Source organism: Chryseobacterium taeanense (assembly GCF_900099685.1).
In the GTDB taxonomy this organism is placed as follows: Bacteria; Bacteroidota; Bacteroidia; order Flavobacteriales; family Weeksellaceae; genus Chryseobacterium; species Chryseobacterium taeanense.
This window is the reverse complement of record NZ_FNDW01000006.1, coordinates 147,110-164,796: the sequence shown is the minus strand read 5'-3', so window position 1 is coordinate 164,796 and position 17,687 is coordinate 147,110. Positions and strand designations below refer to the sequence as shown.

At 37.1% G+C, this 17,687-nt stretch carries 13 protein-coding genes; 12 read left to right on the top strand and 1 reads right to left on the bottom strand.

The genetic code is table 11. The annotated features are described in order from the left end of the window. Window positions 1-77: 77 nt before the first annotated feature. The 5 genes from BLR30_RS10370 (at window position 78) to BLR30_RS10350 (ending at window position 7,286) form a co-directional block, all read left to right on the top strand. The gene (locus BLR30_RS10370) at window positions 78-1,487 is read left to right on the top strand and encodes a PSP1 domain-containing protein (protein ID WP_089857965.1); all 1,410 of its coding nucleotides are present in this window, start codon (window positions 78-80) and stop codon (window positions 1,485-1,487) included. Further along, on the top strand, window positions 1,480-1,944 hold the full coding sequence (locus BLR30_RS10365; protein ID WP_089857962.1) for a gliding motility lipoprotein GldH: 465 nt from the start codon (window positions 1,480-1,482) through the stop codon (window positions 1,942-1,944). The genes BLR30_RS10370 and BLR30_RS10365 overlap by 8 nt, the downstream gene beginning before the upstream one ends. A gap of 6 nt (window positions 1,945-1,950) precedes the next feature. Next, entirely contained in the window at window positions 1,951-4,329 is a 2,379-nt protein-coding gene (locus BLR30_RS10360) for a penicillin-binding protein 1A (protein ID WP_089857958.1), read from the top strand. Window positions 4,330-4,404: 75 nt separating this feature from the next. Beyond that, entirely contained in the window at window positions 4,405-5,946 is a 1,542-nt protein-coding gene (locus BLR30_RS10355) for a protein adenylyltransferase SelO (protein ID WP_089857955.1), read from the top strand. Between the two features lie 65 nt (window positions 5,947-6,011). Beyond that, on the top strand, window positions 6,012-7,286 hold the full coding sequence (locus BLR30_RS10350) for a DUF6080 domain-containing protein (RefSeq protein WP_228400753.1): 1,275 nt from the start codon (window positions 6,012-6,014) through the stop codon (window positions 7,284-7,286). 79 nt (window positions 7,287-7,365) lie between these two features. On the opposite strand, the gene BLR30_RS10345 is transcribed toward BLR30_RS10350, so the two are convergent. Then, window positions 7,366-7,905, bottom strand: a complete 540-nt coding sequence (locus BLR30_RS10345; RefSeq protein WP_089857952.1) for a sporulation protein — start codon at window positions 7,903-7,905, stop codon at window positions 7,366-7,368. A 184-nt stretch (window positions 7,906-8,089) separates the two neighbouring features. Between BLR30_RS10345 and BLR30_RS10340 the strand changes: the two genes are divergently transcribed. The 7 genes from BLR30_RS10340 to BLR30_RS10310 all read left to right on the top strand — a co-directional run bounded on the left by BLR30_RS10340 (window position 8,090) and on the right by BLR30_RS10310 (window position 17,670). Continuing rightward, window positions 8,090-9,448 (top strand): c-type cytochrome, encoded by a 1,359-nt coding sequence (locus tag BLR30_RS10340; protein WP_089857949.1) that lies wholly within the window; start codon window positions 8,090-8,092, stop codon window positions 9,446-9,448. 22 nt (window positions 9,449-9,470) lie between these two features. Beyond that, window positions 9,471-12,530 carry a TAT-variant-translocated molybdopterin oxidoreductase gene (locus tag BLR30_RS10335; RefSeq protein ID WP_089857946.1) on the top strand — a complete coding sequence of 1,020 codons (3,060 nt, stop codon included), beginning with the start codon at window positions 9,471-9,473 and terminating at the stop codon, window positions 12,528-12,530. 25 nt (window positions 12,531-12,555) lie between these two features. Further along, window positions 12,556-13,953: an NrfD/PsrC family molybdoenzyme membrane anchor subunit gene (gene nrfD, locus BLR30_RS10330; protein WP_089857943.1), complete on the top strand. Its 1,398-nt coding sequence runs from the start codon at window positions 12,556-12,558 to the stop codon at window positions 13,951-13,953. Next, entirely contained in the window at window positions 13,940-14,461 is a 522-nt protein-coding gene (locus tag BLR30_RS10325) for a DUF3341 domain-containing protein (RefSeq protein WP_089693017.1), read from the top strand. The genes nrfD and BLR30_RS10325 overlap by 14 nt, the downstream gene beginning before the upstream one ends. Beyond that, window positions 14,454-15,161, top strand: a complete 708-nt coding sequence (locus tag BLR30_RS10320; RefSeq protein WP_089857940.1) for a c-type cytochrome — start codon at window positions 14,454-14,456, stop codon at window positions 15,159-15,161. Before BLR30_RS10325 ends, BLR30_RS10320 begins: the two co-directional genes overlap by 8 nt. An 8-nt stretch (window positions 15,162-15,169) precedes the next feature. Next, on the top strand, window positions 15,170-16,501 hold the full coding sequence (locus tag BLR30_RS10315; protein WP_089857937.1) for a quinol:cytochrome C oxidoreductase: 1,332 nt from the start codon (window positions 15,170-15,172) through the stop codon (window positions 16,499-16,501). Window positions 16,502-16,656: 155 nt separating this feature from the next. Further along, window positions 16,657-17,670: a hypothetical protein gene (locus BLR30_RS10310; protein ID WP_089857934.1), complete on the top strand. Its 1,014-nt coding sequence runs from the start codon at window positions 16,657-16,659 to the stop codon at window positions 17,668-17,670. The last annotated feature ends 17 nt before the right edge of the window (window positions 17,671-17,687 follow it).

The window sequence follows — 17,687 nt, the reverse complement described above, 5'->3', positions numbered from 1 at the left end:
CCATCTTTCTTAATATTTGATTATATTAGACCTCATAAAGATAAAAATCATAAATTTGCAAATTAAATATATAATATATGAGTTGTGGATGTAAAACATCCGGCGATTCTGCACATTCTTGCGGACCCAAGAAGACCGCGAATGGCTGTGAAAATGTAAATACCTGTGGTAATAGTTATAAATTAAGTGTTTTTGACTGGCTTTCCGACATCAGCAATCCCGCACCGAACAGGTGTGATTTTGTTGAAGTTAGGTTTAAAAATGACAGAAAATCCTTTTATAAAAATGTAAATAATTTCCCTTTACACATAGGTAGTGTAGTAACAGTAGAATCAAGTCCCGGACATGATGTAGGTGTGGTAAGTCTCACCGGCGAACTGGTAAAGATTCAGATGAAAAAGAAAAGATTTTCTGAAGATTCTCTACTTAAAATATACAGGCTGGCCAACCAGAAAGATCTTGAGGTGTGGCAGGAAGCCAGAAAAAAAGAAGAAAACGTAAAGATAGAAGCGAGAAAAATTGCGCATCGTCTTGGTCTTGAAATGAAAATCACCGATGTAGAATATCAGGGAGATGCATCGAAGATTACATTTTATTATACTGCAGATAACCGGATAGATTTCAGACAGTTAATTAAAGATTACGCCGGAGCATTCCGGACGAAAATCGACATGAAGCAAATCGGTTTCAGACAGGAAGCTGCAAAAGTAGGAGGAATCGGCTCTTGCGGAAGAGAGCTTTGCTGCTCGACATGGCTTACGGATTTCAGATCGGTAAATACCAATGTTGCACGATATCAGCAATTGAGTATCAATCCTCAGAAACTGGCCGGGCAGTGTGGTAAGCTTAAATGCTGCCTTAATTATGAACTTGACAGCTACCTCGATGCATTGAGCAATTTCCCTTCTTCGTCAACAATGCTTGATACAGAGAAAGGACGCGCATTCTGCATTAAAATTGACGTTTTCAAAAAGAAAATGTGGTTTGCTTATGTAGACAATTCCATTGCATGGTATGATTTTGATATTGAATTAGTTAAAAAATTAATTGCAAAAAATAAACGTGGCGAAAAAACACTTCCTCTGGAAGAACTGAAGCAACCTGAAACACCTTTTGCAAGCATAGATCTGATTCAGGAGAACAATGTAGACCGTTTTGAAAAGAAAGGAAGAGGCAATAACAGAAACAGAAATCAGAACAGGCAAAATAACAATCAGAACAACCAAAATCAGGGACAGAGAAAAAATACCAATAACAGACCCGAAAGACAGGAACGTTCTGAAAGATCCGAAAGACCTCAGAAACAGGAAAGACAGCAAAACCCAAATCCGAACAACCAGCAGAAGCAACAAAGAAACCACCAACAGCAAAAGCCTCAGCCGGAAAAGATAGAAGCTGCTATGGATTCTCAGGGTGATAAAAAATCTACTCCCAACAAGAAAAAATTTAAAAAGAAATTTCCTCCAAAAAAAGATAACAATGCGTAAAATTTTAGGATTACTATCGCTTATTCTTTTCTTTAGCTGCAACTCTTCCTCAGAAGGAGAAGTGATGATGAATTCTGTTGATAACAAATGGAATAAGAAAAGTGAACAGAAATTTAATCTTGAAATTTCAGATCCGCAAAATCCTAAAAATATTATATTTGTTGTAAGAAATAATAATGAATATCCTTACAGCAATATTAGATTTATTGTGAATCTCACCGACCTGCAAACCAAAAAAAAGCAGACTGATACGCTGAATTATGTTTTGGCTAAGCCCAATGGAGAATGGTTGGGAACAGGCTTCGGAGACACTAAGGAAACTTTATTTCAGTATAAACTAAATTATAAATTTCCGGCAAAAGGAAAATATCAGATCGGGCTTACGCAGGCCATGAGAAATGATATTCTACCGGGGATTGAAGACATTGGAGTAAAAATAGAAACGGCTAAACCGTAATCATAAATGGAAGTGAACAAACAAAATACAGGAAATAAAGGGAAAACATTCCCTCTTCCTCCTAAAAAGAAAAATACCGGCTGGAAAAAGTGGGTAAAATTTATCTGGATCGGATTCTTTGCTGTAGTTTTAGGAATTTCAGGGCTTTTTTTCGCAGTCTCTCAGGGTTTCCTTGGGGAAATGCCGGATGTAAAAGAGCTTGAAAATCCGGATATTTATGTAGCCTCACAAATCTACTCTTCAGACGGAGTGCTGCTGGGTAAATTTGAGAAAGAAAAGACGCAGCCTATAACATATAAAGAACTTCCTCCTTTTTTGGTTTATGCGCTGCAGGCAAAAGAAGACGAGCGTTTTAAAGAGCATTCTGGAATTGATTTACAATCAGTTGCCAGGGCTGTAGTTTATGGAGGGGGACGTGGCGGTGGTTCTACGATTACGCAACAGCTCGCCAAACTACTTTTCACGAATGGTGCTTCTCAGAATAAAATCGAAAGAGCATTTCAGAAATTGAAAGAATGGGTCGTTGCGGTAAGTCTTGAAAAAAGATATACAAAAGAAGAAATCGTAACCTTGTATTTTAATAAGTTTGATTTCCTTTATAATGCCAACGGTATTGAAATGGCATCAAGAATTTATTTCAACAAGAAAACATCTGAGCTTACGCTGCCGGAAGCCGCTATGTTTGTAGCAATGCTTGAAAATCCTGTGAAAAACAATCCGATGAGAAATCCTGAAAGAGCAAAAGCAAGGAGAGATGTCGTTTTGGATCAGATGCTGAAGACAGGATATATCGATCAGACAACCTTTGACAAAGCAGAGGCAACACCTATTACTTTAGATTATCATCCTATTAAAAACATCAATGACGATTATTCTGCTTACTATAAGTTTTATTTGAAGAAAGAAATTGATGCTTATCTTAAGGATTACGAAAAAGAAAATGGTAAAAAGCTTAATCTTTACAAAGATGGCTTAAAAATATTCGTCACTCTTGATTCCAAAATGCAGAAATATGCAGAAGAGGCGATTAAAGAACATTTAACAGATCTTCAGAAAAGATTTGATGCCGAGCAGAGAGGTCGTAAAAACTGGCCTTTTTATTATATTAACGATAAGCAGATCAACGACCTGATGGTTCAGGCCATGAAAAGAACCGGCCGTTACAAACAACTGAAAGCCGCAGGAGTTTCTGAAGATTCCATCATGATGGAGTTTAAAAAACCAATCAAAACATCACGCTTTACATGGGCTGGTGAAGAAGAAGTGGAAATGTCTCCATGGGATTCTATCAGATGGCATAAAAAAGTCGCTCAGGCAGGTTTAATGTCGATGGTTCCGGGAACAGGAGAAATAAAAGCATGGGTAGGGGGAATCGATTGGCAGCATTTCCAGTATGACCATATCAAGCAGGGGAAAAGACAGGTAGGATCTACATTCAAACCTTTTGTATATGCAACTGCCATTATGAAATTAGGAATGACTCCATGCTCTACCGTTTCTAATGCAAGCTTTAATAAAGGAACTTACCATGTTCCGGGAAGAGGCGGAATGCTTACCCTGAAAGATGCATTAGCACATTCTCAAAACCCCGTAGCATTAAGACTCGCTGAGATGACTACCACACAAAGTGTGATTCAGACCGCAAGAGATCTTGGGGTAACAGAAGATATTTCAACAAGCCTTCCGATGGCGTTAGGTTCATCAGATATTACAATCTACGAAATGGTAGGTGCCTACAGTACTTTTGCTAACTATGGTAACTATAACAAGCCGGAAATGATCTGGAGAATTGAAGACGCGAATGGTAGAGTAATCAAAGAAGTAAATGTAGAACCTAAAGAAGTAATGAACCCATTATATGCCTACACCATGATCGAATTGATGAAAGGTGTGGCGCAGTATGGTACAGCTTCGGGAGAATTAGGAAGAAAAGGTATTTCAAAAGATATAGAAATTGCGGGTAAAACCGGTACAACTCAGAACAACTCAGACGGTTGGTTTATGGGAATCGTTCCGAAACTGGCTACCGGAGCATGGGTTGGCTGGGAAGACAGAGCAACCCACTTTTACGGAACTGGTGAAGGGCAGGGAGCTAAAATGGCACTTCCGATCTGGGCAATTTTCATGAAAAAAGTCTGGGCAGATAAAAGTCTGGGAGTTTCGCCTTCTGATAAATTTGTAAAGCCTTCCGAATGGAAAGATGGCTGCTCAAACCTTAAAGGATTAGGATCAGGTTACGGTGACGACGGCTCATTACAAACGATCGATGAGATTAAAAATCCCAAACCTACAGAACCTTCTGAACCGAAAAATTCTGGTAAAAAAGAAGAAAATGTAAATGAGAATCTCAATAAAAGCGAAGATGTAGACTTCAATAATAAATAAATTCTCTTTTATCAATATACAAGACCTTTCAACGATTTGGAAGGTCTTTTCTTTTTTAATTAATACCTTTGAGATATGAATATTGAAAACATACAGCAACCCTTTATAAAAAAATTTCCAGGGGATTTCTCGGGCAATACCATGCAGAGAAATACTCCGAAAGTTTTATTTTCAACAGTAAATCCGGTCGGTTTTGACCATCCGCAGCTTATTGCTTTTAATAAAAAACTTTCAGAAGAAATAGGACTGGGAAAATTTGAAGAAAAAGATCTCGATTTCTTAGTGGGAAATAATTTACCCGAAAACATAAAAACCTATTCAACGGTCTATGCCGGACATCAGTTTGGTAATTGGGCAGGACAGCTTGGGGACGGCAGGGCAATTCTTGCCGGAGAAATAACAAACAGTTCAGGACAAAAAAATGAAGTCCAGTGGAAAGGTGCCGGAGCAACACCTTACTCAAGGCACGCAGACGGAAGAGCCGTTTTAAGGTCTTCTTTACGCGAATACCTGATGAGTGAAGCGATGTTTCATTTAGGAATTCCAACGACCCGGGCTTTAAGCCTTGCCTTTACAGGAGAAGATGTGGTAAGAGACATTATGTACAATGGAAATCCTCAGTATGAAAAAGGCGCTGTGATCATAAGAACTGCGGAGAGCTTTTTACGTTTTGGACATTTCGAACTGATGTCTGCCCAGCAGGAATACAAAACCCTGCAAGAACTTACAGATTTTACTATTGAGAATTATTTTAAAGAAATTCAATCAGAAGGAAATCAGAAATATAAAGATTTTTTTGAAAGTGTATGCAGAAGAACAGCAGACCTCATGGTGGAATGGTACCGCGTAGGATTCGTTCATGGTGTCATGAATACAGATAACATGTCGGTTCTTGGGCTTACCATAGATTATGGCCCTTATTCAATGATGGATGAATACAATCTGAATTTTACTCCGAATACTACAGATCTGCCAGGAAGAAGATACGCTTTCGGAAGACAGGCTCAAATATCGCAATGGAACCTCTGGCAACTTGCCAATGCCCTGCACCCTTTAATTAAAGATGAAAAATTTCTGGAAGATATATTGAATGATTACGGAAGCTATTTCTGGGAATCTCATGATAAAATGCTCTGCAAAAAATTTGGTTTTGATGAATTGCAGTCCGGAGATGAAGATTTCTTCACCCGTTGGCAGAGCTTGATGCAGGATTTACAGTTAGATTACACACTGTTTTTTAATGAACTTGAAAAATATGACGATCAGAAAGATTTAAGGCTTCAGTTTGAAAATGTTTCTTATACTTTTCTGAATGATGAAAAGATTTCCAGATTGGAAGATTTTATAAAAGATTATCAGTTCAGACTGGAAAAAAACATTATTTCAAAAGAAAAATCTTTGGAAATTATGCATAAAACAAACCCTAAATTTATCTTAAGAAATTATCTTTTGTATCAATGTATTGAAGAAATTAACGCGGGAAAAACAGAAATGCTTGAAAAATTAACCCATGCCCTTGAAAATCCGTATCATACAATTTATCCGGAATTCTCTGCAAAAAGACCTTCTGATTATGATGATATTTCCGGATGTTCAATGCTTTCTTGTAGTTCTTAGTAAAATCAATTTAAAACTCATCAAAACTGATGGGTTTTTATTTACTTTTGCAAAAAACATTAAAAGTGTCAAAATTCAAGAAAAAATTTATTGAGTTTTTAAAACTCGTTTTTCCTTCAACCGGTATTGAGTTTATTATCCTCCTTTTCTTTCTGGTTGTTTACGGCTGTCTTGGTTCTTACATTGCGATCCATTACAAGATTATTTTCGACAGCAGAATTCCTTGGGATGCTTACTTTAGTTTTGATAATAAATCAATCGTTATGACTGGCGGAAGCTTCGAAAGACATCCTTTATCATACTATTTTTTCAAGCGTATTCGACAACTGGGCTTACTTTTCTCAGACGGAAAAATGGACGGAAATTTCAGATTTGCATTGGCTTGGTTCAGCAATATTGCAGTGAGCATGAGTATTGTTCAGGTGTTTAAATATTTAAAAAACATCATTCAGCTTCCATTGTTCATTTGTATTTTATTGATTCTTTTTCTGGGATCATTCTCGACAACAATTTTATTATCCTTCACTCCTGAAAATTTCACTTATACGTTTTTATTACTCACTCTTTTCAATTATTATTCAGCATTAAAACTAAGAAAAGATCAAAAAATACCGGCTCTGGCTCTGGTATTTTCAGGTATCGGCATCGGCGGGCTTACGATTACCAACATCGCTAAAGTTTTTGTTCCCGTTGCCTTTGAAAAAGATGTTTTTAAAAGCTGGAAAAAATTCGGGAATGCAGTTTTCAGAATAATTTTAACGTGCATTTGTTTTATTATACTGTATCTCAATAGAATTCATTTCAAGTACGACAACATTTTTAGCAAAACCAATGAACAGTATGAAAAGTTTTCAAATGTAAACAGCACACCTATTTGGGATATGATTCTTTCTTATTTCTTTGGAGGAAATGTTTTGTTTTCCAATTTTATTGTCACTGACAGAAATAATATGCAGGGATACAAGTACAAAGGTCTTCTAATGGACGTGTATTCATCGTGGATTCCTTACCTTTTTATTGCCACCTTATTAGTACTTGTTTTTTTGAGTTATTTCAGAAATTTCAGGAACAAGCTCGTGCAGATTCTTATCATTTCATTCCTGCTTGATATTATCATTCATTGCGTGATGAGATTCGGGCTGCATACTTCTTTTATTTACGGAGGGCATTTTGTTTTTGTGTATCCTTTACTTATTGGATGGCTGTTTAATTCTTATAAAAATTCTCCAAAAACACTATCTGGATTGATGGTTATATTCTGTATCCTTTTTGCTTATTTAGTGATAAACAATTATCTTAGAATGGTCGAATTCTTTTCGTTTTTAAACACTTATTATTAAATTCTAAAAACGATTTAATATCAATAAAAAAGCTGAGAAAGTATAATTCTCAGCTTTTACTTTTTATGATAAAAAATTATTATTTTGCCTCCGCACAGAAAATCCTGTACTGCACAGGAACCGCAGATTTGAAGTATTCTCTCACTCGTGAAAGATCTGAAGAAGCACTTTGCTTGGTAAAATAGCTTCCCGCTAAAATTTTATAGTTAGGTCGTAAAGAAGCATCTGTTTCTACTTTCAGATTAGGAAATCTTTTTCTGAAATAAGATTTCACTTCATTAGCCTCTTCATTACTTTTCACGACTGTGATCTGTATCTTGTATCCTAGAATTCTAGGATTTTTTCTGCATATTTCTGCATTCGTCAATTCTCGACTTGGCACATAGATTTTCGAGGGCTTTGAAGAACCATAATCCTCTTCATCTTCCTTGGCAACTGCCGTATTTACAGTTCTTGCACACTTATCTTCAATGCTTTTGAGTGCTGCATTTACCTTAGAATCCATCGTCATTACGAGTTCTGTGCCTGCCAATGTATCTTTTTTTACAATTTGTTGGGCATCAACAGTATAAAAACCCGCCAGCAACATTATCGAAAATATTTTAATCAAATTTTTCATTTAAACTTGTTTCCGCAAATTTAGACAAATTAAAAAATTATACCAAATACAGTTATTTAGAATGAGTACAAATTAAACGTAAATGATATTTTCCCCTTTCTATATACCGTTAAATTCCTGTTAAATATATTATTTTTGCGGAATTGATTGAATGTTCAATATTTACTAACATAAGATAATTTAAATGATTAGTTGGAGAAAGCATTATAGAAAAACGTTGATCGCAATAGGCTTATTGTTATCAACCAGTGCTTCAATTTACGGGCAAGATGGCGATCCTAAGAATGGTGAGAAACTTTTCAAAGCGAATTGTACTGCATGTCACGCACTAGACAAACAAGTTGTAGGACCACCTCTGAAAGGGGTTGTAGAACGAGTAAAAACAGAAGGTGGTGTAGACACAGACTGGCTTCACAAGTGGATCAAGGACAACAAAGCTCTTAGAGCTTCGGGAGACAAGTACGCCAATGAAATTTTTGAAAAGTACAACAAGACTGAGATGCAGGTCTTTCCAAATCTTACCGATAAGGATATTGATGACATCTTAGCTTACACAACTAATCCTCCGGAACCTGTAAAAACCGATGCTGCTAAAGACACAGCAAATGCAGTACCTGCAAATACAGCGCAAAGTTCTACCACTACAAACGTAGTCATCATTTCACTCTTAGCGATTGCAGGTTTATTGGTTTGGATCTTATTAAAACTAAGACAATTAGTAAAACTAGGGCAATCCGAAGACTTGGCAGGGCTTAACGAAACAAGAGTTAAATCTTTCAGCGAAATCTATGAAAAATACCATTATATCGGTAAAGGATTAATTGCAATTCTTGCATTATTAGCCGCATATGGTGTATGGAACTGGATCATGTGGATCGGTGTTTACAAAGGATATAAGCCGGAACAGCCTATCTATTTCTCTCACAAAATTCACGCTGGAGAACAAAAAATCGACTGTCAGCTTTGTCACTCCAGTGCCAAATACGGTAAAGTATCTGAAATCCCTTCTATGAACGTTTGTATGAACTGTCACAGAACAATTTCCGAATACAATGCAGAACACTATATGGAACCAGGAAAAGACAAAGCATTCTACGACGGAGAAATCCAGAAAATCTATGCTGCAACAGGTTGGGATCCTGAAAAACAACAGTACACAGGAAAAACTCAGCCGGTTGAATGGACAAGAATCCACAATATGCCTGATTTCGTTTACTTCAACCACTCTCAGCACGTTGTAGCAGGTGAGCAGGCGATCATCAATTCTTTCAACAAAAAGAATCCTAACAACAAAATAGATGTTGTATGTAAAGCTTGCCACGGAAAAATCGACACAATGAATGTGGTTCAGATGGCGAATGACTTCACAATGGGATGGTGTATCGAATGTCACAGAACTACTGAAGTTGATATGAACAACGGTTATAATAAAGAATACTTCAAAAATCTACATGACAAGTTGAAAAAACAATACCCTAAAGATGGTGGTAAGATTACTGTAGATGCAATTGGAGGTCTTGAGTGTGGTAAATGTCATTATTAATAACTAAAAATTAGAAGTATAAATGGCTTCAAACAAAATACAATTTAGAAGTATTCACGAACTTAAAGATCCGGCTCTAAACAATAAGCTGGCTCAGAAAGAGTTCCAGGAAGAAATTCCGGTAGAAGATTTCCTTGGAGATGCTGAAAAGAACGGATCCAGTACTTCAAGAAGAGATTTCTTAAAACTATTAGGATTCTCTACTGCAGCGGTAACTTTAGCTGCATGTGAAGCTCCGGTAATCAAAACGATTCCTTATGTGGTAAAACCGCATGATATCATTCCGGGGATTCCAAACTATTACGCTTCAACATATTTCGATGGTTTTGACTTTGCGAGTGTTTTAGTAAAAACAAGAGAAGGAAGACCAATCAAGATCGAACCTAATCCGATAGCCGGTGATTTAGGAAAAACAAGTGCAAGAGCACAGGCAAGTGTACTTTCTCTTTATGATAACGATAAAGTAAAGCAGCCTAAATTTGAAGGTAAAGATGAAACTTTTGATAAAGTAGACAGCTACATTATTAAAGGTCTGGAAGAAGCTAACGCAGCTGGTAAAAGAATCGTGTTATTATCACATTCTTTCGCTTCCCCTACTTTCAAAAAACTATTCGCTGATTTTAAGGCTAAATATCCTACAGCAGAATTAGTAACATACGATGCTTATCCATATGCTGCAGCATTAGACGCAGCTCAGGAAGTTTTCGGAACAAGAGCATTACCTGTTTATGATCTTAGAGGAACTGAATTGCTGGTTTCATTCCAGGCAGATTTCCTGGGAGATTACAACGGAGGAGGATTAGAATCTTCTTATGCTGCTGCAAGAAAACCGGGAGCAAATATGTTGAGACACATCCAGGTGGAATCAAACATGTCATTGACTGGTGCTAATGCAGATTCAAGATACAGATTAAAGCCTAGCCAGGTAAACAAAACTTTGGTTGAAGTTTACAATGCTATCGTTGGCGGAGGAACTTCTGACAAAACAGCTTCCGAAATCGCTAAAGAATTACAGGCAAAAGGAAGCAAAGCGGTAGTTTTTGCTGACGGTTCTAAAGGCGCTCAGGTTTTAGCTCACCTTATCAACCAGAAACTTGGTTCTACAGCTTTCACAGGTAAAGCGAATCTCTTAAAAGAGTTTGACAAAGCAAGATTCGAGGAATTCCTTGGATGGGTAAATGCAGGTCAGGTTGGAGTATTGATCGCCAACAACGTAGATCCTATTTACTCTTATCACAAAGGAGAAGATTTCAAAAAATCTTTAGCAAAAGTTCCTTACGTAATTGCTGTTGCTGATAAGAAAAACGAAATGTACAAAGCAGCGAAAGCTGTAATTCCTGTAGCCAACTGGCTTGAATCTTGGGGAGACATCGAACCACAGACAGGTGTATATTCATTAATGCAGCCAACGATCCAGAAAATTTACAAATCAAGACAGATCGAAGAGTCTTTATTGGTTTGGAAAAACGGAAAGAACAACGCTGCTAACAACTACTATGATTATTTGAAAGCAAATGCTTCTTCCATTTTAGGAGGAACTTCTTTCAACAAAGCTTTATATAATGGGTTTAATACTTCCACTAACGCGACAACATTATCGTATGCCGGTGGAAATGCGGCTCAAGCTGTTGCTGAATTAGGAAACTTCAAAGCTTCTGATTTAGAATTGGTATTATATACTAAAACAGCAATGGGTGATGGTACCCAAGCTAACAACCCTTGGCTACAGGAATTACCGGATCCTATTACAAGAATGTCTTGGGATAACTACTTAACAATTTCTCCTAAAGATGCAGAAAGATTAGGCATTGAAAATGATCTTAATGCAAGAATGCAGTTGGACGGTTCTATCGTAAACCTTACGGTAAACGGAGTTACCATAAAAGATGTTCCTGTATTCATCCAGCCGGGTCAGGCAGAAGGATCTGTTGGTCTTGCACTAGGATATGGTAAGAAAAACTCAGGAGCTACGGCTGATACCGGGGTAAATGCTTATCCTTTATTTGATGGTTCAAACCTTGCCGTTTCTAATGTTAAATTAGAAAAAACAGGTGAAGATCACGAATTTGCAGGTATACAGCTTCAGAATACATTAATGGGACGTTACGAAATCGCTAAGGAAGTTCCTTTAGCAGAATTCTTAAACGTAGCATTTGATGATGAACATAAAGGATGGAATAAACCTTTGGAATATCATACAATCAGCGGAGCTCTTCCTGCAAGAAAGATTGACCTTTGGGATGCTTTCGATGATACAGACGGACCTCACTTCAATATGTCTATCGATCTTAACTCATGTACAGGTTGCGGATCTTGTATCATTGCCTGCCAGGCAGAAAATAACGTTCCGGTTGTAGGTAAGGAAGAGATTAGAATGTCAAGAGATATGTATTGGTTAAGAATTGACCGTTATTATTCTTCAAGACAGAAAGTAGAAGTATATGAAGGATTAAAAGAAGGAATGGCAGTTCCTGAATTATATGGTACTGCATTCGGTGACGGAGGTGCATTGAACCACCCTGCTGACAATCCGGATGTAATCTTCCAGCCTGTAATGTGTCAGCATTGTAACCATGCTCCATGTGAAACAGTTTGTCCGGTAGCGGCAACTTCACACGGTAAGCAAGGTCAGAACCATATGGCTTACAACAGATGTATCGGTACAAGATATTGTGCAAACAACTGTCCGTACAAAGTAAGACGTTTCAACTGGTTTACCTATAACCTTAATGACAAGTTCGACTTCAATATGAACAACGATCTTGGAAGAATGGTTCTAAACCCGGACGTTGTTGTAAGAACAAGAGGGGTAATGGAGAAATGTTCATTATGTATCCAAATGACTCAGACGACTATTCTTGAAGCTAAAAAAGAGAACAGAGTAGTGAAAGACGGAGAATTCCAGACAGCATGTTCTAAAGCTTGTACTACAGGATCTATCCAGTTCGGAGACATGAATGATAAAGCATCTGAAGTTAGAAAATTATACGCTGGCGACAGAAGATATTATTTACTTGAAGAGATCGGAACCAAGCCAAATGTGTTCTATCACACTAAAGTAAGAAACAGAGTAGAAAAATAAAGTTTAAATAATAAATAGGTAAAAAATGTCAGGACATTACGAAGCTCCGATAAGGGAACCTCTAATTATTGGTCACAAAACTTATCACGATATCACAGAAGATATTGCACGACCTATCGAAGAAAGAGCAGGCAAATTATGGTGGATCTCATTGTATGCAGCCTTAGTTCTATTCATCTATGGATTCGGATGTATCGCTTATACTATCGGAACAGGTATTGGAGCATGGGGACTTAACAGAACTATTAACTGGGGTTGGGATATCACCAACTTCGTATGGTGGGTAGGTATCGGTCACGCCGGAACACTTATCTCCGCAGTATTATTATTATTTAGACAAAGATGGAGAATGTCTGTAAACAGATCTGCGGAAGCGATGACGATCTTCGCGGTAGTACAGGCAGCAATCTTCCCGGTAATTCACATGGGTAGAGTTTGGGTAGGATATTGGGTATTCCCTTTACCAAACCAGTTCGGTTCTCTTTGGGGGAACTTCAACTCTCCTCTACTTTGGGACGTATTTGCAATCTCTACGTATTTCTCAGTATCTACAGTATTCTGGTTCATGGGACTAATTCCTGACTTTGCAATGATCAGAGACAGAGCTAAAACACCTTGGACTAAAAAGATTTATACATTCCTTGCATTCGGTTGGGGTGGTAAAGCAAAACACTGGCAAAGATTCGAAGAACTTTCTTTGGTTCTTGCAGGGTTAGCAACACCGCTTGTATTCTCAGTACACACCACCGTATCTTTTGACTTCGCCACTTCGGTAATTAAAGGATGGCACTCTACGATATATCCTCCTTACTTCGTTGCCGGTGCGATCTTCTCAGGATTCGCAATGGTACAGACTCTATTACTTGTTGCAAGAAAAGTTTGTCACCTTGAAGATTATATCACTATGTATCATATTGAAATTATGAACATCGTAATTATCTTAACAGGTGGTATGGTAACAGTAGCTTACGCAACAGAATACTTCATCGGATGGTACTCAGGTTCAAGATTTGAAGATTTCACTTATCTTTCTCCAGGTGCTGCGGTAGGACCTTACTGGTGGGCGTTCTGGGCATTAATTTCTTGTAACTTAATTATTCCTGCGCTATTCTGGTTCAAGAAAGTAAGAACAAATATTATTGCAACATTTATCATTGCATTAATCATCAATATCGGTATGTGGTTTGAGCGTTTTGACATCATCGTTATTAACCTTTCAAGAGACTACTTACCTGGATCTTGGACGATGTTTAAGCCAACGATTATTGATGTGGGTGTATATTTAGGAACAATCGGATTCTTCTCTGTACTATTCTTATTATACGCAAGAACATTCCCTGTAATTGCACAGGCTGAATTAAAATCGATTTTGAAAATCTCAGGTGAAACTTATAAAGCAAAAGAAGGAGATGAGCACCACTAAAATTGTATACGGACTTTATGCTGACGACGACGATTTAATGAACGGCGTTAAAGCATTCAACGATAAAGGAATCGCAATCAACGAAGTTTACACTCCGTTTCCGGTTCACGGGCTAGACAAAGCTTTAGGGTTAAAGAAAACAAGAATTTCTGATGCCGCATTTCTTTACGCACTTTACGGTGTCACGATAGGTGCTACATTAACCTGGTATGTTATGAACCACGACTGGCCCCAAAATATTGGTGGTAAACCAGCTTTTGACTGGGCGCACAATATGCCGGCATTCGTAGTACCAATGTTTGAGCTTATGGTATTCTGTGCAGCTCACATGATGTCATTAACTTTCTTGGTAAGAAATAAAATGTATCCCGGAGCGCCGGCACAAAACCCGGATCCGAGAACAACGGATGATAAATTCATGATGGAATTTGTAACTGAAGATGTAGAATCTGTAAAACAGTTACTCATTGAAACTGGAGTTGAAGAAATAACTGTTAAAGATGCTTAAAATGAAAAAGAATGTACTAAAAATTACAGCAGTTTTAGGTTTAACAACAGTTTTACTTAACTCTTGCGGACCAAAAGAAAACGTACCGTTGGTATATTTCCCTGATATGTACTTTCCGGTAGCGTACGATCCATTGATGAAAGCACAGGATGCTTATTCAGATCATGAAAATGAAATTCCTGCTTTCGTAAAAAATAACGGAGCAACAGGTCTTGCACCGGTAGAAGGATCAGTTCCTCAAAATAAAGACGGCGTTTTTGAAGAAGGATTACTTCCGAAAACACCGGATCAGTATAACGCTGGTTATGATGCTTCCAAAAGTATGACTACTTCTCCTTTAAATCCGGCTAATGCTGCAAAAGATATTGAAAGAGGTAAAATATTGTTTGACCATACTTGTTCTGCATGTCATGGCACAGGAGGAGATGGACAAGGACCGATCGTTCAGTCAGGCGCTTTCTCTGGTGTACCAAACTATGCCGATAGAGAAATTACTGTAGGATCTGTTCATTATGTAATAACAAACGGTAGAAATGCAATGGGATCTTATGCGGGACAACTGAACGCAGGAGACAGATGGAGAGTTGCCATGTATGTGATGAATGCCTTCAAAAAAGGAGCAGCAGCACCGGCGACAGCTACAGCTACGGCTGCCGAACCAGCAGCGACTGAAACAAAAACTACCGAAACTAAAAAATAAGAAAAGAAATGTATAGTTTTTCACCAAAATTAAAATCAACTTCTATAATCCTTCTTGTTGTAGGTTTAGTTCTGTTTGGTATCGGTTTTTTCTTGAACAAAGGGATTTCTACTGAGAAAATAGAACAAATGATGGAAGCTGTTCACGCTTCTGGTCATACTGCTCCTACACATTCCAGTGAAATGGTTGGTCCTCAGGATCATGCTGCTCATTTAGAGCATGCTACTCTTCAGGTACACAATCAGCCCTTAGCGGCAATACATTTTATCGCTGTATTTTTCTTCGGAGTAAGCTGCTGCGTATTATTTTTCTATTCTATTCAGCACGCTGCACACGCAGGATGGCCAATCATTATTACAAGAGTAATGGAAGCAATCGCTTCTTATATTCCATATGGTGGTGCTATTTTGATTATCTTAATGCTTTTAAACATTACTCATCAAGGTCACCTTTTCCACTGGATGGATCCTGAATTGACAGACCCTGATTCTGCTCATTTTGATGTAATCTTATTTGAAAAAAGAATCTTCTTAAACATACCTTTCTATGCCGTAAGAACTTTCATCTATGTATTAGGTGCTTCTTTCTTCGCATGGAAACTGAAAGCTCAGTCTAAAAAAGTTGACGAAACTAAATCTAAAGTGGACTATCAGATGCTTTACAGATGGGCAGTAGGATATATCGCATTCTTCGGATTTGCTTCTGCGGCCTGGGCTTGGGACTGGTTGATGTCTATCGACCCTCACTGGTATTCTACGATGTATATCTGGTATTCTATGGTAAGCTGCCTTTCAAGTGGTATTGCAGTAATCATTCTTTTAAGTGTTTATTTAAAGAAAAACGGATTCCTTCCGCAATTCAATGATAATCACCTGCATGATTTAGGAGTATTCCTTTTCGCTACAAGTATGCTTTGGACATACACATGGTTTGCACAGTTCATGCTTTACTGGTATGCGAACATTCCGGAAGAGGTTAATTATTTCTTCGGAAGATTCCAGCACTACTCTCCTACTTTCTTACCGATGCTGATCGTAAACTTCTTATTACCGTTACTGGTATTGGTAAGCAGCAGCATCAAGAGAAACTACAAAGTGGTTACAACAATGGCAGTAGTGGTTATCTGTGGTCACATTTTAGATTACTTCAATATGGTAATGCCGGGAACAGTAGGACCATACTGGAAAACCCCTGAAGTATTCATTCTGATCTTAGGAGCTCTTCTGTTTGTAGTTGGATTATTTATGTTTACAGTGCTTTCAGCATTATCAAAACTTAAACTTATCCCTACAGGAAACCCTTACTTGCACGAATCTGAAATTTATGAATATCCTTTCTAAGGAATTTATAACAAGATAAAACGAAAAAGACTGATTGTACGATCAGTCTTTTTTTTGCATTAATTTGAAAAATTTAAAATTCAATGCAACCTTTTTAAATTTTCGTTGTCATATAATTAAGCAAAATTCATTTAAATCATTTTAATAAAATAATCATGAAAAAAAGTCTCCTATTATTATTTCTGACATTCGTATTAAATCTATTCACTGCACAAACCATTACTTTTATTTCAGAAAAAACAAATAAGCCATTACCTAAGGTTTCGGTATTTGGGAAAGATGGAAGCATTCTGGCATTTTCGGATATTGATGGTAAAATTGAAAAACAATCCTTAAAATCCGATCAGGAAAGATTTCAGTTGGTTTACGACAATGTTGTTTTGGCACAGCTCTCTTTTTCGGAAATAAATAAAGATATTGTAAAGCTTGATGATAAAATAAACGACATTGAACCTGTCGTTATCAAAAACAATAAACCGGCAAAATACCTTTTAATAAAAGGGAATTTTAATGCTTATGTCACCGTAAATAATTTGCTAAACTCTTACGTAGACGGAATAGTGACCTATGTTTTTGATAATAAAACTAAAAAAGTAAAAGATATAAAGGTACAACAGTATCGTATATTCAGTCTCGAAAATGCAACTTTTGAGAAAAAGCAAACCGGAGCCTGGGACTACAGTATGTTTTTAGATTTACCAAAATTAAAATACGCCGGAAACCTAGAAAAATACAATAATGGAGAACTGAAAATAAAAGAACTGAAAACACCTTCAAAAGACGAAGTAGAAATTACAGGAGAAGATCTTCAGGAAAAAGAAATGGCTATTTTGGGCTATAGGCTTTTCGATATTCGCGGAATCGTTAATTTCTCATTTGAAAAAAATTCAAAAAAAACGCTTCGTGATTTCAACAAATATAATTCCATTGAGTTCTTAAAATTAAAACACAAAAGTGAACCAGATTATAATCAGATCATCATCTACAAAAATTTTTATCCGACAGAACTTGATTTCAGCAACGAAAAAGACATTGCTGAAGTAAAGTATAATAAAAGACAAAGTAATTACACCATAAGATATTGGGATGAAGAAACTTTTCCAAATATGCAAAAAGTTTTCAGCTCGTTTTTCAAAGACGATTTAAAAGAAAAACAAAATATAAAATAAAAATCCTCAATTAATAA

Bases quoted from the DNA above. Each gene is read 5' to 3' on its own strand.
- BLR30_RS10365 (WP_089857962.1), top strand. From the start codon at position 1,480: ATGCGTAAAATTTTAGGATTACTATCGCTTATTCTTTTCTTTAGCTGC.
- BLR30_RS10335 (WP_089857946.1), top strand. From the start codon at position 9,471: ATGGCTTCAAACAAAATACAATTTAGAAGTATTCACGAACTTAAAGAT.
- BLR30_RS10370 (WP_089857965.1), top strand. From the start codon at position 78: ATGAGTTGTGGATGTAAAACATCCGGCGATTCTGCACATTCTTGCGGA.
- BLR30_RS10340 (WP_089857949.1), top strand. From the start codon at position 8,090: ATGATTAGTTGGAGAAAGCATTATAGAAAAACGTTGATCGCAATAGGC.
- BLR30_RS10325 (WP_089693017.1), top strand. From the start codon at position 13,940: ATGAGCACCACTAAAATTGTATACGGACTTTATGCTGACGACGACGAT.
- BLR30_RS10315 (WP_089857937.1), top strand. From the start codon at position 15,170: ATGTATAGTTTTTCACCAAAATTAAAATCAACTTCTATAATCCTTCTT.
- BLR30_RS10320 (WP_089857940.1), top strand. From the start codon at position 14,454: ATGCTTAAAATGAAAAAGAATGTACTAAAAATTACAGCAGTTTTAGGT.
- BLR30_RS10360 (WP_089857958.1), top strand. From the start codon at position 1,951: ATGGAAGTGAACAAACAAAATACAGGAAATAAAGGGAAAACATTCCCT.
- BLR30_RS10355 (WP_089857955.1), top strand. From the start codon at position 4,405: ATGAATATTGAAAACATACAGCAACCCTTTATAAAAAAATTTCCAGGG.
- BLR30_RS10310 (WP_089857934.1), top strand. From the start codon at position 16,657: ATGAAAAAAAGTCTCCTATTATTATTTCTGACATTCGTATTAAATCTA.
- nrfD (WP_089857943.1), top strand. From the start codon at position 12,556: ATGTCAGGACATTACGAAGCTCCGATAAGGGAACCTCTAATTATTGGT.
- BLR30_RS10345 (WP_089857952.1), bottom strand. From the start codon at position 7,905: ATGAAAAATTTGATTAAAATATTTTCGATAATGTTGCTGGCGGGTTTT.